The sequence below is a fragment of the Parathalassolituus penaei genome, from assembly GCF_026626885.1.
GTDB classification, from domain to species: domain Bacteria; phylum Pseudomonadota; class Gammaproteobacteria; order Pseudomonadales; family Oceanobacteraceae; genus Oceanobacter; species Oceanobacter penaei.
In genome coordinates this window covers 65,883-90,793 of sequence record NZ_JAPNOA010000027.1, presented here as the reverse complement: position 1 = coordinate 90,793, position 24,911 = coordinate 65,883, and the positions used below count along the sequence as shown (strand labels likewise).

General features: G+C 55.4%; 24 protein-coding genes and 2 tRNA genes. 5 read left to right on the top strand and 21 right to left on the bottom strand.

Annotated elements, in window-relative coordinates:
- Window positions 1–42 precede the first annotated feature (42 nt).
- The 5 genes from OUO13_RS10325 to alaS all read right to left on the bottom strand — a co-directional run bounded on the left by OUO13_RS10325 (window position 43) and on the right by alaS (window position 4,855).
- Window positions 43–119, bottom strand: a tRNA-Arg gene (locus OUO13_RS10325).
- Between the two features lie 77 nt (window positions 120–196).
- Window positions 197–287: transfer RNA gene (locus OUO13_RS10320), tRNA-Ser, on the bottom strand.
- Window positions 288–353: 66 nt separating this feature from the next.
- A complete protein-coding gene (gene csrA / locus OUO13_RS10315; protein ID WP_283173802.1) occupies window positions 354–548 on the bottom strand; it encodes a carbon storage regulator CsrA in 195 nt (64 codons plus the stop codon).
- 204 nt (window positions 549–752) lie between these two features.
- The gene (locus OUO13_RS10310; protein WP_283173801.1) at window positions 753–1,976 is read right to left on the bottom strand and encodes an aspartate kinase; all 1,224 of its coding nucleotides are present in this window, start codon (window positions 1,974–1,976) and stop codon (window positions 753–755) included.
- A 251-nt stretch (window positions 1,977–2,227) separates the two neighbouring features.
- Window positions 2,228–4,855 carry an alanine--tRNA ligase gene (alaS, locus tag OUO13_RS10305; RefSeq protein WP_283173800.1) on the bottom strand — a complete coding sequence of 876 codons (2,628 nt, stop codon included), beginning with the start codon at window positions 4,853–4,855 and terminating at the stop codon, window positions 2,228–2,230.
- A 164-nt stretch (window positions 4,856–5,019) separates the two neighbouring features.
- Between alaS and OUO13_RS10300 the strand changes: the two genes are divergently transcribed.
- Entirely contained in the window at window positions 5,020–5,223 is a 204-nt protein-coding gene (locus OUO13_RS10300; protein WP_283173799.1) for a YgaP family membrane protein, read from the top strand.
- Window positions 5,224–5,282: 59 nt separating this feature from the next.
- On the opposite strand, the gene OUO13_RS10295 is transcribed toward OUO13_RS10300, so the two are convergent.
- The 3 genes from OUO13_RS10295 to OUO13_RS10285 all read right to left on the bottom strand — a co-directional run bounded on the left by OUO13_RS10295 (window position 5,283) and on the right by OUO13_RS10285 (window position 7,525).
- Window positions 5,283–5,873: a regulatory protein RecX gene (locus OUO13_RS10295; protein ID WP_283173798.1), complete on the bottom strand. Its 591-nt coding sequence runs from the start codon at window positions 5,871–5,873 to the stop codon at window positions 5,283–5,285.
- Complete coding sequence (gene recA / locus OUO13_RS10290; protein ID WP_283173797.1) at window positions 5,851–6,897, bottom strand: recombinase RecA; 1,047 nt, start codon at window positions 6,895–6,897, stop codon at window positions 5,851–5,853. Before recA ends, OUO13_RS10295 begins: the two co-directional genes overlap by 23 nt.
- Window positions 6,898–7,033: 136 nt before the next feature.
- On the bottom strand, window positions 7,034–7,525 hold the full coding sequence (locus OUO13_RS10285) for a CinA family protein (RefSeq protein WP_283173796.1): 492 nt from the start codon (window positions 7,523–7,525) through the stop codon (window positions 7,034–7,036).
- 176 nt (window positions 7,526–7,701) lie between these two features.
- Between OUO13_RS10285 and mutS the strand changes: the two genes are divergently transcribed.
- Window positions 7,702–10,263, top strand: coding sequence for a DNA mismatch repair protein MutS (gene mutS / locus OUO13_RS10280; protein WP_283173795.1), 2,562 nt, complete (start codon window positions 7,702–7,704; stop codon window positions 10,261–10,263).
- Window positions 10,264–10,397: 134 nt separating this feature from the next.
- Complete coding sequence (gene fdxA / locus OUO13_RS10275; protein ID WP_283173794.1) at window positions 10,398–10,721, top strand: ferredoxin FdxA; 324 nt, start codon at window positions 10,398–10,400, stop codon at window positions 10,719–10,721.
- A 165-nt stretch (window positions 10,722–10,886) separates the two neighbouring features.
- On the opposite strand, the gene rpoS is transcribed toward fdxA, so the two are convergent.
- The 11 genes from rpoS to pyrG all read right to left on the bottom strand — a co-directional run bounded on the left by rpoS (window position 10,887) and on the right by pyrG (window position 21,006).
- On the bottom strand, window positions 10,887–11,852 hold the full coding sequence (gene rpoS / locus OUO13_RS10270; RefSeq protein ID WP_283173793.1) for an RNA polymerase sigma factor RpoS: 966 nt from the start codon (window positions 11,850–11,852) through the stop codon (window positions 10,887–10,889).
- A gap of 93 nt (window positions 11,853–11,945) precedes the next feature.
- Window positions 11,946–12,788: a peptidoglycan DD-metalloendopeptidase family protein gene (locus tag OUO13_RS10265; protein WP_283173792.1), complete on the bottom strand. Its 843-nt coding sequence runs from the start codon at window positions 12,786–12,788 to the stop codon at window positions 11,946–11,948.
- A gap of 217 nt (window positions 12,789–13,005) precedes the next feature.
- Complete coding sequence (locus OUO13_RS10260) at window positions 13,006–13,923, bottom strand: DUF368 domain-containing protein (protein ID WP_283173791.1); 918 nt, start codon at window positions 13,921–13,923, stop codon at window positions 13,006–13,008.
- Window positions 13,924–13,965: 42 nt separating this feature from the next.
- Window positions 13,966–14,601, bottom strand: a complete 636-nt coding sequence (locus tag OUO13_RS10255) for a protein-L-isoaspartate(D-aspartate) O-methyltransferase (RefSeq protein WP_428982331.1) — start codon at window positions 14,599–14,601, stop codon at window positions 13,966–13,968.
- A gap of 45 nt (window positions 14,602–14,646) precedes the next feature.
- Window positions 14,647–15,387 (bottom strand): 5'/3'-nucleotidase SurE, encoded by a 741-nt coding sequence (surE, locus tag OUO13_RS10250; protein WP_283173804.1) that lies wholly within the window; start codon window positions 15,385–15,387, stop codon window positions 14,647–14,649.
- A 5-nt stretch (window positions 15,388–15,392) separates the two neighbouring features.
- Window positions 15,393–16,466 carry a tRNA pseudouridine(13) synthase TruD gene (truD, locus tag OUO13_RS10245; protein ID WP_283173789.1) on the bottom strand — a complete coding sequence of 358 codons (1,074 nt, stop codon included), beginning with the start codon at window positions 16,464–16,466 and terminating at the stop codon, window positions 15,393–15,395.
- A 13-nt stretch (window positions 16,467–16,479) separates the two neighbouring features.
- Entirely contained in the window at window positions 16,480–16,965 is a 486-nt protein-coding gene (ispF, locus tag OUO13_RS10240) for a 2-C-methyl-D-erythritol 2,4-cyclodiphosphate synthase (protein ID WP_283173788.1), read from the bottom strand.
- A gap of 3 nt (window positions 16,966–16,968) precedes the next feature.
- Complete coding sequence (ispD, locus tag OUO13_RS10235; RefSeq protein ID WP_283173787.1) at window positions 16,969–17,661, bottom strand: 2-C-methyl-D-erythritol 4-phosphate cytidylyltransferase; 693 nt, start codon at window positions 17,659–17,661, stop codon at window positions 16,969–16,971.
- The gene (locus tag OUO13_RS10230; RefSeq protein WP_283173786.1) at window positions 17,658–17,951 is read right to left on the bottom strand and encodes an FtsB family cell division protein; all 294 of its coding nucleotides are present in this window, start codon (window positions 17,949–17,951) and stop codon (window positions 17,658–17,660) included. The genes ispD and OUO13_RS10230 overlap by 4 nt, the downstream gene beginning before the upstream one ends.
- Window positions 17,952–18,001: 50 nt before the next feature.
- Complete coding sequence (gene eno / locus OUO13_RS10225) at window positions 18,002–19,294, bottom strand: phosphopyruvate hydratase (protein ID WP_283173785.1); 1,293 nt, start codon at window positions 19,292–19,294, stop codon at window positions 18,002–18,004.
- Between the two features lie 83 nt (window positions 19,295–19,377).
- The gene (pyrG, locus tag OUO13_RS10220; RefSeq protein ID WP_283173784.1) at window positions 19,378–21,006 is read right to left on the bottom strand and encodes a CTP synthase; all 1,629 of its coding nucleotides are present in this window, start codon (window positions 21,004–21,006) and stop codon (window positions 19,378–19,380) included.
- A 365-nt stretch (window positions 21,007–21,371) separates the two neighbouring features.
- Here pyrG and OUO13_RS10215 point away from each other — a divergent pair, with 365 nt between their 5' ends.
- Window positions 21,372–22,325, top strand: coding sequence for a DMT family transporter (locus OUO13_RS10215; RefSeq protein WP_283173783.1), 954 nt, complete (start codon window positions 21,372–21,374; stop codon window positions 22,323–22,325).
- A gap of 14 nt (window positions 22,326–22,339) precedes the next feature.
- Here OUO13_RS10215 and OUO13_RS10210 read toward each other — a convergent pair whose 3' ends face one another.
- Window positions 22,340–23,233 (bottom strand): LysR family transcriptional regulator ArgP, encoded by an 894-nt coding sequence (locus OUO13_RS10210; RefSeq protein ID WP_283173782.1) that lies wholly within the window; start codon window positions 23,231–23,233, stop codon window positions 22,340–22,342.
- A 122-nt stretch (window positions 23,234–23,355) separates the two neighbouring features.
- Between OUO13_RS10210 and OUO13_RS10205 the strand changes: the two genes are divergently transcribed.
- On the top strand, window positions 23,356–24,003 hold the full coding sequence (locus tag OUO13_RS10205) for a LysE/ArgO family amino acid transporter (protein WP_283173781.1): 648 nt from the start codon (window positions 23,356–23,358) through the stop codon (window positions 24,001–24,003).
- A 56-nt stretch (window positions 24,004–24,059) separates the two neighbouring features.
- Here OUO13_RS10205 and OUO13_RS10200 read toward each other — a convergent pair whose 3' ends face one another.
- Window positions 24,060–24,830: a Nif3-like dinuclear metal center hexameric protein gene (locus OUO13_RS10200; RefSeq protein WP_346429347.1), complete on the bottom strand. Its 771-nt coding sequence runs from the start codon at window positions 24,828–24,830 to the stop codon at window positions 24,060–24,062.
- Window positions 24,831–24,911: the final 81 nt, after the last annotated feature.

Below are 24,911 nucleotides of genomic sequence, written 5' to 3'. Positions count from 1 at the left end.
CGTATCGGTTTGCACAAATGCAAATAAAACCACGATGTTGGATGGCGCGCTCAGGAGGATTCGAACCTCCGACCGCCTGGTTCGTAGCCAGGTACTCTATCCAGCTGAGCTATGAGCGCGTATCGTGGGGTGCTGCTGTTAAACCTGGTCGCTATAACCATATTACTCAGCCAGCAATGCTTTCGCATTTAAAACGTGGCGGAGAGAGAGGGATTCGAACCCTCGATAGGGTATTAACCTATACACCCTTAGCAGGGGTGCGCCTTCAGCCACTCGGCCATCTCTCCACATCACGGCGCGCATGATACCACGTTTTTCCCGTATGGGAAGCGGAAATTATAAAAATTTAAAAATTAATAATTTCCGGCTGAATCATCGGTATCTTTCTCGCGCTGGATGCGCTGATAGATCTCTTCACGGTGAACGGCAACTTCTTTTGGTGCGTTCACACCAATACGGACCTGATTTCCTTTTACCCCGAGGACGGTAACGGTTACATCGTCACCTACCATGAGGGTTTCGCCTACGCGACGAGTCAGAATAAGCATAGGGATTTCTCCTGAAAGCCTGAGTATTTACCAGAATGGATGCTAGGGTGCTTTGGCGCTAGAGCTGGTTCTCTTCGCCCATTCAGTATTGACCAGATTTTCCCTTTCGGTCAAAAACAGAGCGAAATTATGACAACCAGAGTATCAGAGAACCTCCAGCGCCGGAGGTTCCCTGAACAAGGCAGGATAAGACGATGCGGCCGATCAGGCCTCGGCGTCCAGTCCAAAAGCAGTGTGCAGCGCGCGCACGGCCAGTTCCAGATATTTCTCGGCAATTACCACGGAGATTTTGATCTCGGAAGTGGTGATGGCCAGGATGTTGATGTTTTCGTCCGCCAGGGTCTTGAACATCTTGGAAGCAACGCCAGCGTGGGAACGCATACCCACACCCACCAGAGACACTTTACAGATGTCATCTTTACCAGCTACTTCACGGGCCTTCAGTTCACCAGCCAGCTCGTTCAGGATCTTCAGAGCTTTCTGGTAATCGTTACGGTGTACAGTGAAGGTGAAGTCAGTAGAACCATCGTCAGAAACGTTTTGCACGATCATGTCGACTTCGATGTTGGCATCGCTGACTGGAACCAGAATACGAGAAGCCACACCCGGAATATCCGGTACACCTTTAACGGTGATCTTGGCTTCGTCACGGTTGAATGCGATACCTGAAATAACTGGGTTTTCCACGGAGTCATTCTCCTCGGTAGTAATCAGAGTGCCGTTGCCTTCGGTGAAAGAAGAAAGCACGCGCAGGGGAACCTTGTATTTGCCAGCAAATTCGACAGAGCGGATCTGCAGAACCTTGGAGCCAAGGCTTGCCATTTCCAGCATCTCTTCGAACGTTACCTTGTCCATACGGCGAGCCGCTGGAACTACACGCGGGTCAGTGGTGTACACACCATCCACGTCGGTGTAAATCTGACACTCATCAGCCTTCAGTGCAGCAGCCAGTGCCACACCAGTGGTGTCAGAGCCACCACGGCCAAGAGTGGTAATGTTGTTGTCATCGTCGACCCCCTGGAAACCGGCAACGATGACAACACCGCCGTTATCCAGGTGTTGACGCATATTGGCAGTATCGATGTCTTCGATACGGGCTTTCATAAAAGCACTGTCGGTTTTGATACCAACTTGCCAGCCGGTGTAGGAACGGGCATCCACACCACGCTTCTGCAGGGCCATAGCCAGCAGGGCAATGGTCACCTGCTCACCGGTTGATACCAGCACGTCCATCTCACGTGGGGCCGGAGCGGCATCAATCTGTTTGGCCAGCGAAATCAGGCGATTGGTCTCACCGCTCATTGCAGATACTGCAACAACGATCTGGTGACCAGCGTCGTGGAAGGATTTGACCTTGTCAGCAACGGCCTCGATACGCTCGATAGTGCCGACTGACGTGCCTCCATATTTTTGTACGTATAGCGCCATGATGTTCCAACCGGGGTTGACTGAACGAAAAAGGGCGCTAATTAAACAACAATTGGCGTGAACAAGAAAGATACAGCCCCGCTGAAAGCAGCGGGATAACAGGGACAGAATGTTGTTTGGCAGGGAATGACGGGCAGATAGTCGGGCGAGATTACGGCACCTGAAATCCGGGCGCCCAAAACAACCAGGCCAGTCAATTGACTGGCCTGGTTGAAGACTTCAGTAGGCAGTGATCACTCACCGCCCGTCCATCACAGAGCAGCGTCAGCCCAACGGCCGAAGGCTGCCAGCGCGTCGTCGATGCCTTCCGGCTTCTGACCACCCGCCTGGGCCATTTCCGGCTTACCGCCGCCACGACCGTCCACGTATGGAGCACACTCTTTCACAGCATCGCCCGCTTTGGCTTTGCCGATCAGGTCTTTGGTCACGCCTGCCAGCAGGGTTACCTTGCCGTCAACGTCAGAGGCCAGCATGATCAGCGCAGAGCCCAGCTTGTTCTTCAGCTGATCCATCACGGTACGCAGAGCGTCAACGTCTGCGCCTTCGAGACGAGCGGCCAGCACTTTAACGCCGTTAACGTCACGAGCCTGGGATGCCAGATCGGAACCGGCGCTGCTGGCCAGTTTGCCTTTCAGGGATTCCAGCTCTTTCTCCAGAGCCTTGGTACGCAGCTGCAGCTGTTCCACTTTCTCGGCAACGTTATCAGTTGAACCTTTCAGGGAGGCCGCGATGCCTTTCAGGGTCTTCTCTTCATTGGCAATAAAGTCCAGAGCAGCCTGACCAACAACAGCTTCGATACGACGGATACCCGCCGCGATACCGCTTTCGGAGGCAATTTTCAGCAGACCCAGGTCACCGGTACGGGACGCGTGAGTACCACCACAGAACTCAACCGAGAAGTCATCGATACCCATGCTCAGTACGCGTACTTCATCGCCGTACTTCTCGCCGAACTGCGCAGCAGCACCGGTTTCACGAGCATCATCAATGGCCATGACACGGGTAGTGACCGGAGTGTTGGCACGAATATGACGGTTAACGATGGTTTCGATTTCTTCCAGTTCAGCCGCAGAAACCGCTTCCAGGTGAGAGAAGTCAAAACGCAGACGTTCGTACGTGTTCAGCGAGCCTTTCTGGTGAACGTGATCCCCCAGAACCTGACGCAGGGCAGCGTGCAGCAGGTGAGTAGCTGAGTGGTGCAGCGCAGTTGCCTGACGCTTCTCGGCATCAACCACGGCGGTCAGCTGAGCACCCACTTTCACAGAGCCCTCTACCAGAACGCCCTTGTGCAGGTGGTTACTGCCTTCCTTGGTGGTGTCCTTGACCTGGAATACCACGCCATCGGCCTTCAGGAAGCCGGTGTCACCTACCTGGCCGCCGCTTTCGGCGTAGAAGGCAGTTTCATCCAGAACCAGCACGGCTTCGTCGCCAGCGTTGAGTTGAGCAACGGCTTCACCGCCTTTGAACAGGGCTTTGACGGTGCCGGTGTTTTCCAGCAGCTCGTAACCCAGGAAGGTGGTTTCACCTTCGATTTCCAGGCCAGCGCCGTAGCTGGCACCGAAGTTACCGGCCGCACGCGCTTTTTCACGCTGCTTGTTCATTTCAACTTCGAAACCGGCTTCATCAACCTTGAGGTCACGTTCACGAGCAACGTCGCCAGTCAGGTCGAGTGGGAAACCGTAGGTATCGTAGAGCTTGAACGCCACTTCACCCGGAATGGTATCGCCGGTCAGGCCCGCGATTTCAGCGTTCAGAATCGCCATACCCTTATCCAGAGTCTTGGCAAACTGTTCTTCTTCAATACGCAGCACTTTCTCAACGTGAGATTGCAGGTGTGCCAGTTCAGGGTACGCGGTACCCATCTGTTCAACCAGTGCAGCAACCAGCTTGTGGAAGAAGCCTGATGGCGCGCCCAGCATGTGGCCGTGACGAATCGCACGACGAATGATACGACGCAGAACGTAACCACGGCCTTCGTTGGACGGCAGCACACCGTCAACAATCAGGAAGCTGGTAGAACGGATGTGGTCAGCGATTACGCGCAGGGACTTGTTTTCAGTGTCCTTGCAGCCAGTCACTTCACCGGCAGCCGCCAGCAGTGCCTGGAACAGGTCAATTTCGTAGTTGCTGTGAACGCCCTGCATGATGGCAGAGATACGTTCCAGACCCATACCGGTATCCACGGATGGCTTCGGCAGCGGGATCATGTCGCCGTTTTCCTTGCGCTCGAACTGCATGAAAACGTTGTTCCAGATCTCGATGAAACGGTCACCATCTTCTTCTGGTGATCCTGGTGGGCCACCCCAGATGTGTTCGCCGTGGTCGAAGAAAATCTCGGTGCATGGACCACAAGGACCGGTGTCACCCATCGCCCAGAAGTTGTCAGAGGCGTAACGGCCGCCTTTGTTATCGCCGATACGAACGATCTTCTCGGCAGGCACACCCACTTGCTTGTTCCAGATGTCGAACGCTTCATCGTCTTCCGCGTACACGGTCACCATGAGCTTCTCAACTGGCAGGTTCAGCCACTGTGGAGAGGTCAGGAATTCCCACGCGAACTTGATGGCGTCTTCCTTGAAATAGTCACCAAAGCTGAAGTTACCCAGCATTTCGAAGAAGGTGTGGTGACGAGCGGTGTAACCGACGTTCTCGAGGTCGTTGTGCTTACCACCGGCACGCACGCAACGCTGGGAAGTGGCTGCGCGGGTGTAGCTGCGCTGGTCTTTGCCCAGGAAACAGTCCTTGAACTGCACCATACCCGCGTTAGTGAACAGCAGGGTTGGGTCGTTACCGGGAATCAGCGGACTGGATGGCACGACTTCATGCCCCTTGGAGGCAAAGAAGTCCAGAAATGCCTTGCGAATGTCTGAACTTTTCATAAGACAGCAGTGTTCCGGAAGAAGTTGTTATCAGCAAAGGCGCGAGTATAGCTCTTTGATCGTGGTTGTCCGAGTGCTGTGTCGTCACCAGACCAAAATAACTTGACGCGCGACACTCGATATATAACTATAAATGCATACAGAAATATTCGGAGATTTCCGCCATGAACGTTGATCGTTTTGTTTTTGCCTTCGCCGGTTCTGCCATTCTGATCAGCCTGCTGCTGTCGCAATATCACAGTGTTAACTGGCTGTGGTTCACGGCATTTGTCGGCGCCAATATGTTTCAGGCGGCATTCACCGGCTTCTGCCCGCTGGCCATTATTCTGAAAAAAGTGGGAATGCAGCCAGGCAAGGCATTCTGCTGATTGAATGCCTTCTGCTGGTTGAATGTTGGAAGGATGATTCCGGTGTCAAAACAACGAGGTCAGAACTCGTCGTCATCGGCACCGGCAGTCACCGCTTCCAACGCATAACGAATCTGTTCACTGTCAAAACCACGGTACATCAGAAAACGCGTTAACGCCGCCTTCTGTTTGCGTGGGTCTTTGCGATCCGCCGAGTCCGGACGGTATTTACGTTGGGCGGTTTGCAAGGCCAATTCAAACCAGTCGAATTCACACTCATCCAGCGCTTGACGAATTTCATCCGCACTGACGCCTTTCTGGCGTAACTCCTGAGTCAGACGTAAAGGCCCAAGCCCCCTACCCGCACGACTGCGCACAAACGCTGCGGAAAAACGCTGATCACTCAGCCAGCCACGCTCTTCAAACTCATCCAGCAGGGATTCGCGTTCGACCTCGGCCGTCGCAGCCGCGTCTTCAACCAACACTTCGTGGTCATCCAATAACGGATCATCGGATAAAAGATGGTCGGCACCTGTCAGGTCACCGTGCTGCTCACCAGGCTTCGGACGAGCCAGTTTGCGGGAAAGCTCCCGGCGCGAATAATCGCGCCGGGACAGCAGATCCAGAGCCTGCGTGCGCAGGCTGCGATCAGGCTTCGAGGTCTTCTTCACTGTCAGAATCGCTGGCTTCCTCGTTAAAACCGCCAGACACCGCTACCAGCTGGCCACGGATAATGTCTTCGATTTCACGAGCAATTTCAGGGTGTTCTTCCAGGTACTGGGCAGCGTTGGCTTTACCCTGACCGATCTTGTTGTCCTGGTAGCTGTACCAGGCACCGGCTTTCTTGATCAGGTCACACTTCACGCCAAGGTCGATCACTTCACCCATACGGTAGATACCGGTGCCGTACATGATCTGGAATTCAGCCTGACGGAACGGTGGAGATACCTTGTTCTTCACCACTTTCACGCGGGTTTCGTTACCCACCACTTCTTCACCCTGCTTCACGGAACCGGTACGACGGATGTCCAGACGCACAGAGGCGTAGAACTTCAGGGCGTTACCACCGGTAGTGGTTTCAGGGTTGCCGAACATGACACCAATCTTCATACGGATCTGGTTAATGAAGATCACCAGACAGTTGGCGTTTTTAACGTTGGCGGTGATTTTACGCAGCGCCTGGGACATCAGACGTGCTTGCAGACCAACGTGGCTGTCGCCCATTTCACCTTCGATTTCTGCTTTTGGTGTCAGAGCGGCAACCGAGTCGACCACAATCACGTCCACCGCACCGGAGCGCACCAGGCTGTCACAGATTTCCAGCGCCTGTTCACCGGTGTCTGGCTGGGAAACCAGCAGGTTGTCGAGGTTTACACCCAGTTTTTCAGCGTACAGCGGGTCGAGCGCGTGTTCGGCGTCGATGATGGCAACGGTTTTACCCATTTTCTGGGCCTGCGCCATGGCAGACAGACACAGAGTGGTTTTACCGGAGCTTTCTGGTCCGTAGATTTCCACAATACGGCCCATTGGCAGACCGCCAATGCCCAGCGCGATATCCAGACCGAGGGAACCGGTGGAGATTGCCGGAATGGCTTCACGAGGCTGTTCGCCCATTTTCATGATGGCGCCTTTGCCGAACTGACGTTCGATCTGGGCCAGAGCCGCTTCCAACGCTTTTTGCTTGTTTGCATCCATCAGAGGTGTCTCCCGGAGTATCGTCACCGTACGAGCCGTACAGTATTAAGCTGTAAATTTAACCAGTATTTAAGCACAGGGGCGGTTGCTTACCAAGCCCTTGAGTCAAATCTTACTGTATAAATTACCATGCTTTTTATGACCTGGTTCGCAGCCAGTCGTATAATGCGACAAGCCCTGTCGCAGCCGCCTGTTGGCGCACAAGCGCCCGATCACCGTCGAAGTGAAAACAGTGAGCAACCTGCTCGTCAGCATCCCCCCATGCCAGCCACACCGTCCCCACCGGGTCCTGTTCTGTGCCGCCGCCAGGGCCAGCCACACCACTGGCAGCAACTGCCACCTCTGCTGCACTGTTTGCCACCGCACCACGCACCATGGCTTTCACCGTCGCAGCACTGACCGCACCAAAGGATTCGAGCAGATCGGCTGGCACCCCCAACATGGCTTGTTTGGCATCGTTGGTGTAGGTCACAAACGCGCACTCGAACCAGTTTGATGAGCCCGCCATATCGGTACAACTGACTGCCATCAGCCCGCCGGTACAGGATTCTGCCGTCGCCATCCGCCAGCCACGCGCCTGTAATTCATTTGCCAACCCGGCTATATCCGGTTGTTTTGCTGTTTGCATGTCACTCTCCACTTACAACACGCCACTCACTGCACGCAACGATCCGCCGAGTAATACCCGCCGACGATTTCCAAGTACATCCCTCGCTGATCTGGCGAGCATCCCTTACAATCGCCCACCTGAAATTTTGCCCGCTCCGGGCGGTTGTCACACCCAGTTTTTACAGGAATGTCCGTATGTCCGCGCAACAAACGCCCATGATGCAACAATACCTTGGAATCAAGGCGGAGTTTCCGGATACCTTGCTGTTTTACCGGATGGGCGACTTCTACGAACTGTTCTTTGACGACGCCCGTAAAGCGGCTCAACTGCTCGATATCACCCTGACCGCACGCGGCCAGAGCAACGGCCAGCCGATTCCGATGGCCGGAGTGCCATTCCACTCGGCAGACAACTACATCGCCCGTCTGGTACGTCAGGGCGTTTCGGTTGCTATCGCTGAACAGATTGGTGATCCGGCGCTGAGCAAGGGCCCGGTAGAGCGCAAGGTCGTAAGGGTGATCACCCCTGGCACCCTGACCGACGAAGCCTATCTGGATGAACGTACCGACAACCTGCTGGTTGCCATTTGCACCAGCAAACAGAGCGCCGGTATTGCCGCGCTGGAAGTCAGTAGCGGCCGTTTTTCGGTACTGGAAGTCGCCAACGAAGCCGAACTGTTGGCAGAAGTGGAGCGTTTGCGTCCGGCCGAATTGCTGTATAGCGAAGACCAGTTTGTACCGGAAAGCCTGCAACAACGCTCTGGCGCACGCAGCATGGCGCCTTGGCACTTTGATTCCGATACCGCCTGGCGCTTGTTGACCCAACAGCTGAAAACCCGTGACCTGCGCGGTTTTGGTTGTGAAAACATGACTCTGGCAGTGCGCGCTGCCGGCGCCCTGCTGCATTACGCCCGCGATACCCAGCGCAACGATCTGCCACACGTGCGTGCGCTGCTGGTTGAACAGCCGGATGACGCCATTGTGATCGACCCGGCCAGCCGTCGTAATCTGGAAATTGATATCAACCAGCAAGGTGAAAGCAGCCATACCCTCGCCTGGATTATGGATAAAACCGCCACTGCCATGGGCAGTCGCCTGCTCAAGCGCTGGCTGAATCGCCCGCTGCGTAACCGCGAAGTATTACGTCAGCGCCAGAATCTGATTGGCCAGCTGCTCGATAACCACCAGTGGGAAAACCTGCAAGGTCTGTTGAAACAGATCGGTGATATTGAACGCATCCTGTCGCGTGTGGCATTGGCCTCCGCCCGCCCGCGCGACCTTGCCCGTTTGCGTGATGCGCTGGCCGTGCTGCCAGAACTGCGTCAGCAACTGGAGCCAATGGACTCACCTCTGGCTCGCACGCTCTGGACTGACGTCCAGGAATTCCCAGGTTGGGTCGAACGTCTGCAAAAAGCCATTATCGATAACCCGCCGGTGGTGATTCGGGATGGTGGCGTAATCGCCGAAGGCTATGATGCCGAACTCGACGAGCTGCGTGGTCTTAGCGAAAACGCTGGTGACTATCTGGTGCAGATGGAAATCCGCGAGCGCGAACGTACCGGCATCAGCACCCTGAAAGTCGGTTACAACCGCGTACACGGTTATTACATCGAAATCAGCAAGGCTCAGGCCGATGACGTGCCGGTGGATTACATCCGTCGCCAGACCCTGAAAAACGCCGAGCGTTTTATAACACCGGAACTCAAGACCTTTGAAGACAAGGCACTGAGCGCCCGCAGTCGCGCCCTCAGCCGCGAAAAAATGCTCTACGACGAGCTGCTGGTTGAACTGGGTCTGGACCTCGCACCACTGCAAATCAGCGCCGCCGCTGTCGCCCAGCTCGACGTACTGGTGAACCTCGCTGAACGCGCCGACACCCTGCGTCTGGTCCAGCCGGAACTGACCGAGGACGACCGTATCGACATCCGTCAGGGCCGTCACCCGGTGGTTGAAAACCTTATTCGTGATCCGTTTGTCGCCAACGATACCCAGCTGGGTAGTGGCCGCCGTATGCAGATCATCACCGGCCCGAACATGGGTGGTAAATCCACCTACATGCGTCAGGTTGCCCTGATTGTGCTGCTGGCGCATATCGGCAGTTATGTTCCGGCCGATTCCTGTACTCTGGCTACCGTCGATCGTATTTTTACCCGCATGGGTTCTTCCGATGACGTGGCCGGTGGCCGATCGACCTTTATGGTGGAAATGACGGAAACCGCCAACATCCTCCACAACGCCACCGAACGAAGTCTGGTGCTGATGGACGAGGTTGGCCGTGGCACCAGCACCTTTGACGGTTTGTCACTGGCGTGGGCAGCAGCCGAACATCTGGCCCGTCAGACCGGTGCCTTTACCCTGTTCGCCACCCACTACTTTGAAATGACGGCGCTGCCAGAAACCTGTGCCGGCGTGGTGAACGTTCATCTCAAAGCCACCGAACACGACGAGCGTATTATTTTTCTGCACTCCGTCGAGGAAGGGCCAGCCAGTCAGAGTTATGGTTTGCAGGTCGCACAACTGGCCGGTGTTCCCGCCAGCGTGATTGGCGCCGCCCGTCAGCAACTGCAGAAACTGGAACAGGGCAGCCTGCCACCGACCAGTGTCAAATTCCCGGACGTGCGCGACCAGCCACATCAGGCGGATATGTTTGCAACCTTACCGTCGGCAGTGGAAACCCGTCTGGGCAAGATTGACCCGGACAACCTCAGCCCACGGGCTGCGCTTGATTTGTTGTACGAACTGAAAGGCCTGTTATAACAACCGGCCTTGCGGCAGCAGAAGTGCCTGCCTAGAATGTTCGACTATCCTGCCATACCTGAGTGAGTTACTCAGGTATGGCAACTATTATTAGATGAATACGTGACCCAGACTGAACCCGAGGAGATCTCACCATGGCATTCGTTGTTACCGACAACTGTATCAAGTGCAAATACACAGATTGCGTCGAGGTCTGTCCGGTAGACTGCTTCTACGAAGGTCCAAACTTCCTGGTGATTCACCCGGACGAATGTATCGACTGTGCCCTGTGTGAACCAGAGTGCCCAGCCCAGGCGATTTTCTCTGAAGACGAAGTACCAGCTGGTCAGGAACAGTTCATTGAACTGAACGCCGAACTGGCTCAGGTATGGACCAACATCTCCGAACGCAAAGACCCGCTGCCAGACGCAGAAGAGTGGGATGGTGTTGAAAACAAGATCGCTCATCTGGAGCGTTAAGACAGGAATAGCCTTGCGATGCCGACGTCAAAATATTGGCGCCAAAAAGACAGGAAATGACGGAAATCCCGTACCAGATGTTGAGTAAACAGTTGGTATCTACACGGATTCCGTCAGCAGCGGGCCTGACAACGTCAGGCCTGGCTAACAAGACGCGGGGCCCGCTTACAGGCCGCCAAACAGGGTTTCAGCAGTCAGACCCTGGCTTTCCATGATTTCACGCAGACGCTTCAGGGCTTCCACCTGAATCTGACGTACACGCTCACGGGTCAGGCCAATTTCACGACCCACATCTTCCAGAGTACTGGTTTCGTGACCGCGCAGACCAAAGCGACGGGCCAGCACTTCACGTTGTTTCTCAGGCAGCTCATCAATCCAGTGTTCCAGATTCAGCTGGATGTCGTCGTTCTGCAGCTCTTCACTTGGATCACTGACGCGTTCATCCGCGATGGTATCGAGAATGGACTTGTCAGAAGACACGCCCAGTGGTGAATCCACAGAGGTCACACGCTCGTTGAGTTTGAGCATACGTTTGACGTCGTCTACCGGTTTTTCCAGCAGACATGCAATTTCTTCAGCGCTTGGCTCGTGATCCAGCTTCTGAGTCAGTTCGCGAGCAGCACGCAGGTATACATTCAGCTCTTTCACCACATGAATCGGCAGACGGATGGTACGGGTCTGGTTCATGATGGCACGCTCAATGGTCTGGCGAATCCACCAGGTAGCGTAGGTAGAGAAACGGAAACCACGTTCAGGGTCGAATTTTTCAACCGCACGAATCAGACCGAGGTTGCCCTCTTCGATCAGGTCCAGCAGGGCCAGACCGCGATTGATGTAACGGCGGGAAATCTTCACCACCAGTCGCAGGTTACTTTCAATCATCCGGCGGCGGCCAAGCTCGTCCCCTTTACGGGCCAGGCGTGCGTAGTGGACTTCTTCCTCAGCAGACAACAGAGGGGAAAAGCCGATTTCGTTCAGGTACAGCTGGGTTGCATCCATCGCCTTCAGAGAAGCATCGATGGCGAAGCGCTCAGGAATTTCTTCCTCAACGGCTGGCTCGTCAGCAATCAATTCCAGAGCAGTATCATCATCGAAAATGTCTTCGTTCACATCACGTTGTTGTACAGCCATGTTCAGTCCCGCCTATAGGTTTTCGTTGTAGTTCTGCTACCTGTGATACAGGTTCCATGCCAGAACGACTGATCAGCGTGACCGCTGACGAGACTACCGTTTTGGCAGATACAACAGCGGGTCGACCGGGTTTCCGTTTTTACGGATCTCGAAGTGAAGCTTCACACGATCAGTTCCGGTAGAACCTGTTTCGGCAATTGTCTGGCCAGCTTTAATACTATCTTTTTCCTGAACCAGAATCCGGCTTGCATGTGCGTAGGCACTGAGGAAGGTGTCATCGTGTTTGATGATGACCAGATTCCCGTATCCCCGCAGACCTTCACCGGCGTACACCACAGTCCCTGCCGCTGCTGCCTTGACAGGTTCCCCCATGGTCCCGGCCAGATCAATCCCCTTGTTGACCGGTTCATTGGTTGAGAAACGAGCCAATATTGCGCCATTTGAGGGCCAGTTCCACTTCCCATTAGACACAGGTGCTGGGTCAACCGGCGCAGCAGGACTATCGACTGCAATTGGGCGAGTGACCACCACCGGATTTGACACTATTGGTGTCGGCTTGCTGACGGTAACCGGCGTTGTCTGAGGAACGGCATAGGTGGTTGATGTCGCCGTTGATGTGGCAACTGTCTGACTACGAGAGCTACCATTACGAACGTCAATCTTTTGACCTGGATAAATGGTGTAAGGACTGTAGATCCCATTGGAAGCCGCCAACTGCAGGTGGTTCATGCCATAACGAAAGGCAATGGAGTACAGCGTGTCGCCTTTCTGAACGATGTAATAATCCGCCGAATTTCCGGCGCTGCCAGAATTACGGGAAGCTGAGCGTTCGTTGGACGGAAATTTTTTCTCGACAGAGACAAAATTTCCGCCGGTAGAGCATGCAGTCGTCAAACTAACAATCGTGACTAAAGTGACAGCGTAGAGAGCGTTCATGGAATTTCACAGTTATCGGGATTTTTGACACTGTCTGCTGACAGCTTTTTGAGCAGACCACCAACCAGAGGCGATTTAACCACAGCGACTTAACAAACCAAGTTATATTCCAAAAAAATCTTGAAATAGCGAACTGACAGCTTCAATTGATTGGCAAAAACCGGAAGACAGTTCTGGTCGTACTGTCTCCCTCTATTACGAATATCCGGTATGAATATCAGGCGGCTGACTTTTGTGTCTGTAACTGACGACTGGCAACCCACTCCAGACCCAGTACCAGCACCACACCGGACACCATCAGGGCAATGGCCAGCCAGAGTTCTGTGCCCATTGCCGGTAAAACGTTGTCCTGAACCACGGGCACAATTTCGCCGCTACTGTTTACCCGGGTTTCCAGCGTGATCTTCCACGGCCAGACTTTTACCAGCGAACCGATCATAAAACCGGTCAGCAGCGCAAAGGTTGCATTGCGCTGATGTTCCAACATCCAGCTTAGCACTCGCGAGAACGCCATCAGCCCCAGAGCAGCTCCGGATGCAAAGGTTGCCATCGTAACCAGCTCGAGATTCTTGAGTGCATTGAGGATTGGCTCATAAAGCCCCATCAGCAACAGGATAAAGCTTCCTGAGATGCCTGGCAGAATCATTGCGCAAATGGCCACACTGCCCGCCACAAACACGACGAGCGGAGTAGCTTCTATAGATGTTGGTGCCGCCGAGCTGATCCAGGCAGCCAGAACAATCCCCACCACCAACAAAATACCCGCCAACAGGTTGCGCTCACGAATCTCGCGACCAACGTGCACCACCGACGCAATGATCAGACCAAAGAAAAACGCCCAGACCCATACCGGGTAATTCAGCAGCAGGTAGTGAATGCCTTTGGCCAGACTCAGTAACGCGGTGAGGATGCCGGAGCCCAGTACCACCAGAAAATTGCCATTGATGTAGGACCAGGCTGCTTTTGGCCCCTGGCTGAACAACAGGCGCAAGGCCTGGGCATCAATGCGGCGAATACTGCCCAGCAGCTGATCATAAATACCGGTCACAAACGCGATGGTGCCGCCGGAAACACCCGGCACCACGTCGGCAGCGCCCATAGCGACACCTTTCAGAAATAACCAGAGGTTGTGCATGTCACATCCTTTTTGAGCACCGGAAAGGAGGAGCCTGACGGGTTAGTGCTGAATGCCCGACAGGAAAGGAACAAAGAGGGCATCTTCCAATGTTTCGGTGACAAACTCATCACCTTGACGAACCACCAGAGTCAATTTCTGGGTTTCACCACCCAACGGCAACACCATACGGCCACCGTCAGCCAGTTGCTCCAGCAAGGAAGGAGGAATCACCTCGGGCGCTGCGGCCACCAGAATTCCCTGATAAGGCCCGTTACTGGCCAGTCCCCAGCCACCATCAGAGAGGTTGGCATCGACGTTGTGCATCCCCAGCTTGCGCAGCCGCGCGCGTGCTTTCTGATACAGAGGCTCTATCCGCTCAACGGTATACACCTGCTCGACCAGCTGACTCAGCACAGCCGCCTGATATCCGCAGCCAGTGCCAATTTCCAGAACCTTGTCGAGCCGCTCGTTATCGCCCAGCAGTATTTCCGTCATACGCGCCACGGTGTAAGGCTGACTGATGGTCTGGCCATAACCGATGGGTAATGCCGTATCTTCGTAAGCGCGATGCGCAAGTGCTTCCTCTACGAACAGATGTCGTGGAGTTGAGCCAATAATCGCCAGCACACGTTCATTCTTGATGCCTGAATCGCGCAGGCGCTGTAATAGTCGATTGCGGGTACGCTGGGAGGTCATCCCGATGCCCACTAGTTGACGGGTATCCACCCTCGCCTCCTCAAATCAGCAGAGCAGCGTCTGCATCTGCCCGATTACACCATGCCGTGTCATATCCATCTGGATCGGAGTAATGGAAACATACCCCTGCTCGATCGCATGGAAGTCCGTATCTTCCGCAGCATCCGCCACGTCACCCGCGGCAGCAATCCAGTAACACTCCTTACCGCGAGGATTGGTCACCATTACCGGGTTATCGGAACGATGACGATGGCCGAGACGAGTGATGCGTCGGCCACGGATTTTCTCATACGGAAGGTCGGGCACATTGATATTGATAATGGTCTGAGCTGGCAAGGCCAGTTGATCAAGTTCCGGTAACAATTCAAGTAACACCCGTGCAGCCGTCGCAAAATGCTGTTTTCCCACCAGGGAAATGGCGATCGGGGTCAACTCCAGAAAGCGTCCTTCCATGGCTGCAGCAACGGTGCCTGAATAGATCACATCGTCACCGAGATTGGCACCGGCGTTGATACCGGCAATCACGCGTCGGCAGGAATCGCGATACAGGGCGTTAATTCCCAGGTGTACGCAGTCGGTCGGCGTACCGTTTACGGCCCAGAAACCATTGTCGTGTCGAACCGGATGTAACGGCCGGTCGAGTGTTAACGAGTTACTGGCACCACTGCGATCACGATCCGGTGCAATTACCAAAATCGGATATCCGGCGGCTTCAAGTGCCGCCGCCAGGGTACGCAAACCGATGGCATGAGCACCATCATCATTCGATAACATCAACGCCGGCAGAGAGGTCATTCCGCTTCCTGTTCCTGAGGTTCAGACAGATCGGGTTCGGTGACTGCCATCACTTCACGCAGCAGCGCGGTGGCGTAGAAACCGGGGCCCAAAATAAATTCAAGTACCAGATCCGGATGCTCGCCGCCGTCGTGCCATTGCCACTGCATGGCTGCCGGGCGAACCACCAGATCACGACGCTCCTGACCCAGACCACTGTGCTCCAGGCCATTACAAACTTCAGCCAGCGGTTCCAGAACGCGCTGTTCAAGTTCAAGCTGCTGTTCGCTCACCAGTGGACGACCACGGCCCCAGAGTGGACCGGTTGGCACTTGTGTTTCCGCCACTTCACCGGCCATCAGGCTGAACCAGTTGCCCTCACGGACACGCTCAGCCAGCACCTGGTTGAATACCCAGGAACGAACTGCCGACAGGAACAGGCCTTTACGGGTCGGGTTACGCACGCGGATTTCACGACGCAGCATGGCAATACCGGAATGGATATTACCGGCATCGTGGCCAAAACGCTGGTCACCGAAGTAATTCGGGAAGCCGTTGCGAGCAATTGCCTGCAGATTCTGTTCAATGGCGGCGCGATCACCAGCGACATTACGCAGACGCAGCACAAAACGGTTGCCAGCCAGATCACCACGACGCAGTTTGCGCTCGTGACGCTGCTGACGCAGGATACGGAATTCCTCGTTGTCGAGCTGACGGAAATCCGGAGTTTCGCCTTTTGGCAAATACAGGCTGAACCACTGGGTGGTCACGGCACGACGATCCTTGAGACCGGCGTAACCCACGTCCATTTCACGCACACCCGCAAACTCGGCCAGACGGGCAGCAACCCACGCAGTATTGGCATTACGCTTTTCGATATGCAACCAGACGTGTTCCCCCTGCCCGGTTGGCAACGCCAGCGGCAGTTCGTCTACAACAAAGTCTTCCGGAATACTTTTCAGCACACCGGTGGCAGCGGTAAACGGCCAGCCACGAGGCCAGTCGAGATCAACATGCACAGGTTGTGGAGCGGCAGCTGCACGGTCGTCAGCTACCGGTGCTGCAGACGCAGCAGATTCGTGTTCGGTCATCAGTCAGAGGCTCTCAGCAAACGCTGTTACGAGGACGGATCAGGGCTACCGCGTGGACGGCGATGCCTTCCTTGCGGCCTACGTATCCCAGTTTTTCAGTGGTGGTCGCCTTGACGTTAACATCGTCGAGACCAACGTTGAGGTCAGCCGCAATGGCTTCACGCATGGCCAGAATGTGCGGTGCCATTTTCGGCGCCTGGGCAACAATGGTCACATCCACGTTACCCACTTCATAACCACGCGCCTGCACCAGGCTTACGACATGACGCAGCAACATACGGCTGTCGGCACCGGACCATTCGGCATCGGTGTCCGGAAAGTGCTGACCGATATCCCCCAGCGCCGCCGCGCCCAACAGGGCATCAGCCAGAGCGTGCAGGGCAACATCACCATCGGAATGGGCTTTCAAACCATGCGAGTGCGGGATTTTCACCCCACCCATCATGATGGCATCACCTTCTTCGAAGGCATGAACGTCAAAACCATGTCCGATTCGCACCGGTCAGTCTCCTTGCAAAAACAGTTCGGCCAACGCCAGGTCTTCCGGGCGTGTCACCTTGATATTGTCGGCGCGACCGGCAATCAGCAATGGCTGTAATCCCAGCATTTCCACCGCCGAGGCTTCGTCGGTGACTTTTTTGCCAGTTGCCAGAGCACGCTGCAGGGCTTCACGCAGCAGTCCGAGCGAAAACACCTGAGGCGTCAGTGCGTGCCAGAGCTGGTCACGATCAACCGTGTGGGCAATGACTACTTCTCCACGGCTGTTCACTTCACCCCGCTTCATGGTGTCACGGGTTGGACTGGCAAGAATAGCACCAGGCCAGGCGAGGCCATTCAGCAAACGGTCGAGGTCGGCGTGACGCAAACAAGGACGGGCAACATCGTGCACCAGTACCCAGTCGCTTTCACCAGCCAGCCCATGCAGGGCGGCCAGACCATTCAGCACCGAATCACAACGTTCAGCACCACCGGTTGCGACCAGAATACGGTCATCACCAAAGTAGCGGCTCGAAGGCCACCAGGGATCCTGTTCGGCCAGTACCAGCACCAGTTTTTCAACGGCGGGGTACGACAACAGGACATCGAGGGTACAGTCCATCAGCGTAGACTGGCCCAGAGGAAGATATTGTTTCGGACGGTCTGCCTGCATCCGGGAACCAATTCCCGCCGCAGGTACTACAGGCCAGATGGTCATTTTTCAGGCTCAACAAACAGCATCAGGGTTTCCCCCTTGCGAACCAGACCGAGATCCTCACGAGCCTTTTCTTCAAGAATGGCCGTGCCTTTGCGGAGATCTTCGATTTCCAGCTGCAATTGATGATTTCGATCCTGCAGGACATCAATATCCTGGTGAATGCGTCCGATGCGGCTCTGCAAATCGCGATTGGCAAACACCCCACTGTCGTCAAACCAGATGCGGTACTGCACAAGGCCCAGCAAAAGCAGACCAATCACCAGCAGGGTACGTTGTGTGGTGGGTGTCATATCCTGACTCGAAAGCGGAGCCGGGAAGAATTCCCGGCTCCAGCAGACGATTACTGACCCTTGATTTCGCTACGGCCTTTGTACGGAGCACTCGCGCCCAGCTGCTCTTCGATGCGCAGCAGACGGTTGTACTTGGATACGCGGTCGGAACGGCACAGGGAACCAGTCTTGATCTGACCAGCAGCAGTACCAACAGCCAGGTCGGCGATGGTGCTGTCTTCGGTTTCACCGGAACGGTGAGAGATCACAGCAGTGTAACCAGCGTCTTTGGCCATCTTGATGGCGTCCAGAGTTTCGGACAGGGAGCCGATCTGGTTGAACTTGATCAGGATGGAGTTGGCGATACCTTTCTCGATACCTTCTTTCAGGATCCTGGTGTTGGTTACGAACAGGTCGTCACCCACCAGCTGCACGCGGTTACCCAGTTTTTCGGTCTGGTATTTCCAGCCAGCCCAGTCAGACTCGTCCTGACCGTCTTCGATGGAAACGATCGGGTACTGGTCACACAGTTCGGCCAGGTAGTCAGAGAAACCTTCAGAGGTGAAGACTTTGCCTTCGCCTTTCAGATCGTATTTGCCATCTTTGTAGAATTCAGAAGATGCACAGTCCAGAGCCAGGGTCACGTTGGTGCCCAGTTCGTAACCGGCAGCAGTTACTGCATCCTTGATAGCCGCCAGCGCGTCTGCGTTGGAAGCCAGGTTAGGAGCAAAACCACCTTCGTCACCCACGGCAGTGTTCAGGCCTTTGGAGGACAGAACTTTCTTCAGAGCGTGGAAAATTTCAGCGCCGCAACGCAGGGCTTCAGCAAACGTTGGCGCGCCAACTGGCTGAACCATGAATTCCTGAATGTCGACGTTGTTATCAGCGTGCTCACCACCGTTGATGATGTTCATCATTGGAACTGGCATGGAGTACACGCCTGGAGTGCCGTTGATGTCAGCGATATGAACGTACAGTTCAACGCCCTTGGCAGCAGCAGCCGCTTTGGCAGCCGCCAGGGAAACCGCCAGAATGGCGTTGGCGCCCAGCTTGGACTTGTTGTCAGTACCGTCCAGCTCCAGCATCTTGTTGTCCAGAGCGCGCTGATCCAGAGCGTTCATGCCCAGCAGAGCTGGCTTGATCAGGTTGTTGACGTTGGAAACAGCAGTCAGGACACCTTTACCCAGGTAACGGCTCTTGTCGCCGTCACGCAGTTCCAGAGCTTCACGAGTACCGGTAGAAGCGCCAGACGGGGCACAGGCAGTACCGAAGAAACCGCCTTCCAGAGTTACGTCTGCTTCAATAGTCGGGTTACCGCGGGAGTCCAGAACTTCGCGAGCCTTGATGTCTACGATGATTGCCATGTTATATCTCCATAAAGTGATCGGCTGTAATCCGGTCGGCGCCGGGCGCCGGGCACTCCCGACAGGCGGGAGTGCCGTTGTTATTATGCTTTGTCTTGTTGCTTCAGGGCCGCGGCGATAAACGCCGAGAACAGGCCGTGACCATCACGTGGGGTGGAGGTGAATTCCGGGTGGAACTGGCAGCCCACGAACCATGGGTGATCCGGAACTTCCACAACCTCAACCAGCTCGCCGTCGAAAGAACGACCAGCGATACGCAGGCCAGCTTCTTCCAGCTGAGGAACCAGTGAAGAGTTCACTTCGTAACGGTGACGGTGACGCTCAACAATCACATCCTGACCGTACGCCGCAGCAGTATTGGAGCCAGCGGTCAGCTGACACTGCTGGCCGCCCAGACGCATGGTGCCGCCCAGGTCGGAATCCTGGTTACGAGTCTCGGTGTTACCGGAAGCATCGGTCCATTCAGTGATCAGACCAACCACCGGGTGTTTGCTGTCGGATACAAACTCGGTGGAGTGTGCATCTTTCCAGCCCACCACGTTACGGGCGTATTCAATAACAGCAACCTGCATACCCAGACAGATACCCAGGTAAGGGATCTTGTTCTCACGAGCGTACTGCACCGTGCGGATCTTGCCTTCCACACCACGACTGCCGAAACCACCTGGAACCAGGATGGCAGCCACGTCGGACAGCTGTTCAACACCTTTACGCTCGATGTCTTCGGCATCGATGTAACGGATGTTGACCTTCACCTTGTGGTGAATACCGGCGTGATCAATGGCTTCGATCAGGGATTTGTAGGCATCCAGCAGGTCCATGTACTTGCCGACCATCGCAATGGTCACTTCACCCACCGGGTTCAGTTTGGCATCAGCAACCTTGTCCCACTCGGACAGGTCAGCTTCCTTGCAGTTGAGGTCGAACTTCTCAACGATCAGGTCGTCGAGGCCGGCCACGTGCAGCATGCGCGGAATCTTGTAAATGGTTTCAGCGTCTTCCAGCGGAATAACAGCACGCTCTTCCACGTTGGTGAACAGAGCAATCTTGCGCAGGGAAGAAGCTTCGATCTTGTGGTCGGAGCGGCAAATCAGCACGTCTGGCTGCAGACCAATGGTACGCATCTCTTTAACAGAGTGCTGGGTTGGTTTGGTCTTGGTTTCGCCAGCGGTCGCGATGTACGGAACCAGAGTCAGGTGGATAGACAGGGCACGACGTGAACCCAGTTCCACTTTCATCTGACGTACAGCTTCCAGGAATGGCTGGGATTCGATGTCACCCACGGTGCCACCAATTTCGACCAGTGCCACATCGGCACCTTCAGCACCTTCCAGCACACGACGTTTGATTTCGTCGGTGATGTGCGGAATAACCTGAACAGTACCACCCAGGTAGTCACCACGACGCTCCTTCGCCAGCACGTCGGTGTAGATCCGACCAGTGGTGAAGTTGTTGCGACGGGACATGGTAGTACGGATAAAACGTTCGTAGTGGCCGAGGTCAAGGTCGGTCTCAGCGCCGTCCTCTGTTACGAACACCTCGCCGTGTTGGAAAGGGCTCATGGTGCCAGGATCAACGTTGATGTACGGGTCAAGCTTGAGCATGGTGACCTTGAGGCCACGGGCTTCCAGAATGGCAGCCAGAGATGCAGAAGCGATGCCTTTCCCCAACGAAGAAACAACACCACCTGTGACAAAAATAAATCGTGTCATAGAGGGTCCGCAAAAAGAGATGAAATTCAAAACGGAAGGCAGAAGAACCTTCACTCAGGATGGGAGCGCAGATTACCAGAATCACCTTGTGGGGTAAATTTCTTTAGACCTACTCAAGACCGGTTCTGTCTGTTATCTTCACCTTTTGGTTCAGACCACCGGTTTTCTACCACCCGAATACCAGTCTGGCCGCATACCGGGCAGATGCAAGCCGGTTAAGCGCAACAATCCCGGCACATCATTTATTACTCCCGTTCAACGCTGCATTCCGCCATCACCGCTTACCAGCGCCGTCGGATTGTCGCACCATTACCCGCTTTTTATCCGCCAGAGCGTTTACGAACGACCGTTTCAGGAGATTTCCCGTGGCAGCTCCCAGCGCCCCACTCACATCCGGGGCCCGTTTGACCGACCAGCAATTCGGCCTGATGATCGCCCTGATTGCCGCCACCCTGTTTTCCACCAAACCGATTCTGATCAAATGGCTGTACAGCCTGGGCGTCGAAGTATTGCCCATGATCTGGCTGCGTATGGCCATTGCTCTGCCGTTTTATCTGGTAGTGGGCTGGTTAAGCTGGCGCCGTTTGTCGGAACAGCCATCCCTGAATGTGATGTTGAGGGCGATTGCCATTGGCCTGTTGGGTTATTACGCCTCGTCGATGCTCGACCTGCACGGTCTGCAATACGTCAGCGCCCAGCTCGAACGTCTGGTGTTGTACGCCTACCCGTCAATGGTGGTGATTCTCGGCATCCTGTTTTTCGGACAGACGTTCAGAATCCGCATCGTGCCACCGCTGCTGATTACCTACGCCGGTCTGGCGCTGATGTACGGCCACGATCTGCATTCGCTGGGTAACTCCGCCGCTGCCGCCAACGTCCCGATGGGCACCCTGCTGGTATCCGGCGCGGCGTTTACCTTTGCCCTGTACCTGCTGCTGAGCAAACGCTCGATCAAGGAACTCGGCAGCATGCTGTTTACCAGTGTCGCCATGTCATCCGCCACCGTCGGCATTCTGCTGCAAGCCCTGTTCAGCGCTCCGTCCGGACAATTAAGCAGCATCCTGATGCCCGATTACAGCGCCACGATATGGCTCGGCATCGCCGCCCTGTCGTTACTGGCCACCGTCCTGCCCTCATTTCTGGTCAGCGCCGCCATCGCCCGTATCGGCCCGGAAAAAACCAGCATGAGCGGCACACTGGGGCCGGTCGCCACCACCCTGCTGGCGGTCTGGTTCCTGGACGAATCCCTCACCCTGTTTGGTGTTGCCGGTATGGCACTGGTGGTATTGGGCGTCTGGCAACTGAGCCGGATTCGGTAATTCCATACAACACATCAAGGCTCCAGCACCGCTCGTGCGCTGTTGGTTAACGCCTTGCGTAATCCTTTTAATAACGGGCTTTCGGTTTGCCAGTAGTGCCAGTAAAGCGGTACGTCGAGGTGGTAACCGGGCACGATGTCCACCAGCTCGCCACGTGCCAGCCATTCCTGCACCTGTATTTGCGGCATCATGCCGTACCCAAGCCCGGCGAGGGCCATGCGGATAAAACCACCGGCGGATGGGCAGATGTGGTAATACACCGGCGCTGGCTGTTGCGGGTTAACCGTTTGCAGAAAACGATGCTGGAGGTGGTCGTCCTGGTTAAAAATCAGGGATGGAATCATGGCCAGGTCGGGCTGCGGCTGTCCGAGCGCCTGGCCACACTGATAACGCTCAACAAATGTCGGTGTGGCCAGCGCCCGATACCGCAATTTGCCCAGGAAACTCGCCAGTCCGCCATTCACCGCCTGTTCGGCGGCGCAGATACAGGCCATCACTTCGCCGTTTTTCATCCTCCGAAGGCCTACATCCTGATCGTCCACCACCATTTCGAAATCCATACGCTGGGCTTCCGGGGCAGTCGCCAGTGCTGGTGCCAGCCAGGTTTCCAGTGAGTCAGCATTCACGGCCAGCCGAATTCGCAAACGTGTTTGTGCCTGTTCATCATCGAGCAACAGCCCCTGCTCCAGCTGTAATACCTGCTGCAGATGGTTGGCCAGCCGCTGCCCCAGTTCGGTCGGGCGTGGCGGATTGGTGCGCAACAACACGGGCTGGCCAAGACGGAACTCCAGCTGGCGAATACGCTGACTGACCGCCGACTGGCTGATATGCAGGCGCTGGGCGGCACGCTCGAAGCCACGGCATTCAATCACCGCCATCAGTGCTGCCAACGCGGGATAATCAATCATAAGCCTACCTTATGTAGCATCAGATAAATGATTTTTACTTATAGATCAGCCCTCGCTAGCTTTCTATAAAAGGAGCAGCGGTTGCTGCTCCGGTTGACTGAGAAAACCCTGCGAGCACCATCATGAACGCCGTTACCTTCAACATCGGAGCCGATGTTGTCACCACTCTGCAGCCGGCGATTACCGGTTTGCTGGTCACTCTGAGCCTCATCGTGGCGATTGGCGCCCAGAACCTGTGGGTATTACAAAAAAGCCTGCGCCACGAAAATCCGAAAACCATCGCGCTGGTAGGAATCGGGCTGGATATTGTGCTGATGACCATTGGGGTGTTCGGGGTGAATTACGTGCAGCAGAAAATTCCGGACTTTGTACCGGTGATGACCTGGCTGGGGATTCTGCTGCTGATCAGCCTGGCGATTCAGGCCATGGCGCGGGCGTTACACGCTGAGGATGAACATCATCTGGCGCTGGATGGGGGGCCACAGGTCAGCCCGTGGCGCAGTGCGGGTGAGCTGATGGCGTTGTCGTTACTGAACCCGCATGTGTATCTCGACACCATTGTACTGATCGGCAGTGTTGGCGCGCGCCAGTCCAACCCCTGGCTGTTTCTGGTGGGCGCTTCACTGGCGTCTACCATCTGGTTCAGCCTGCTGGTATTTGGCTCGATGCGGTTACGACCGTGGCTGACCTCCCCTGCTCGCTGGCGGGTACTGGATCTGACCACGGCGCTGATTCTGCTGTTGGTGGCGGCATCGCTGGTGCCGTTATAAATCCGAAAGCCCAAAATCTCTAACAACAGCCCGATCGAGAACAACAGCCCGGTGAATCAGACCGGGTTGTCGATATCAATAAAGGTAACCTTGATACCAAACTCATCTTCGATGGCTTGACCTAACGCCTGTACACCATAACGTTCGGTGGCATGGTGGCCAGCCGCAAAGAAGTGAGTGCCGGTTTCACGGGCCAGATGCACCGCTGGTTCGTTGATTTCACCGGTAATAAAGGCATCTACCCCGGCGTCGATGGCGTGCTGCAGGTAACTTTGCGCGGCACCGGTACACCAGGCGACGGTTTCAATCACGTCTTCGCCTTCACCAATGTGTAACGGTGTGCGATCGAGGCTTTCACCAATCCACAGCGCAAACTCGGCGGCTGGCATTGGCTCACGCAAACGACCGATATTTCCTGGGCTCCAGATATCATCAGGGATCAGCGGTCCGGTGACTTCGATGCCAAGAATTTCGGCGAGCCGGGCGTTGTTACCAACATCCGGGTGCAAATCGAGTGGCAGATGATAGGCGATCAGGTTGATATCGTGTTTCAGCAGGGCTTTCAGACGCTCGCGTTTGATACCGGTGATACGTTCATTTTCACCCTTCCAGAAATAGCCGTGGTGCACCAGCAGGGTATCAGCCCCGAGCGCAATGGCTTCGTCGATCAGCGCCTGACTGGCGGTGACACCAGTGACGATATGGGCAATACGTTCACGACCTTCCACTTGCAGGCCATTCGGGCAATAGTCACGAATACGCGAGCTTTGTAGCAGTTGGTCAAGCCAGCGCACCAGGCGGTGGCGTTCCAGCAGAGGTTCAATCATGATTGCGCGTCTCTATTGAGGATGCTTTCTGATACATTGAAGCCCGGAAGCCGGAACCTGTCCGCTTGCCTTCCGGTTATT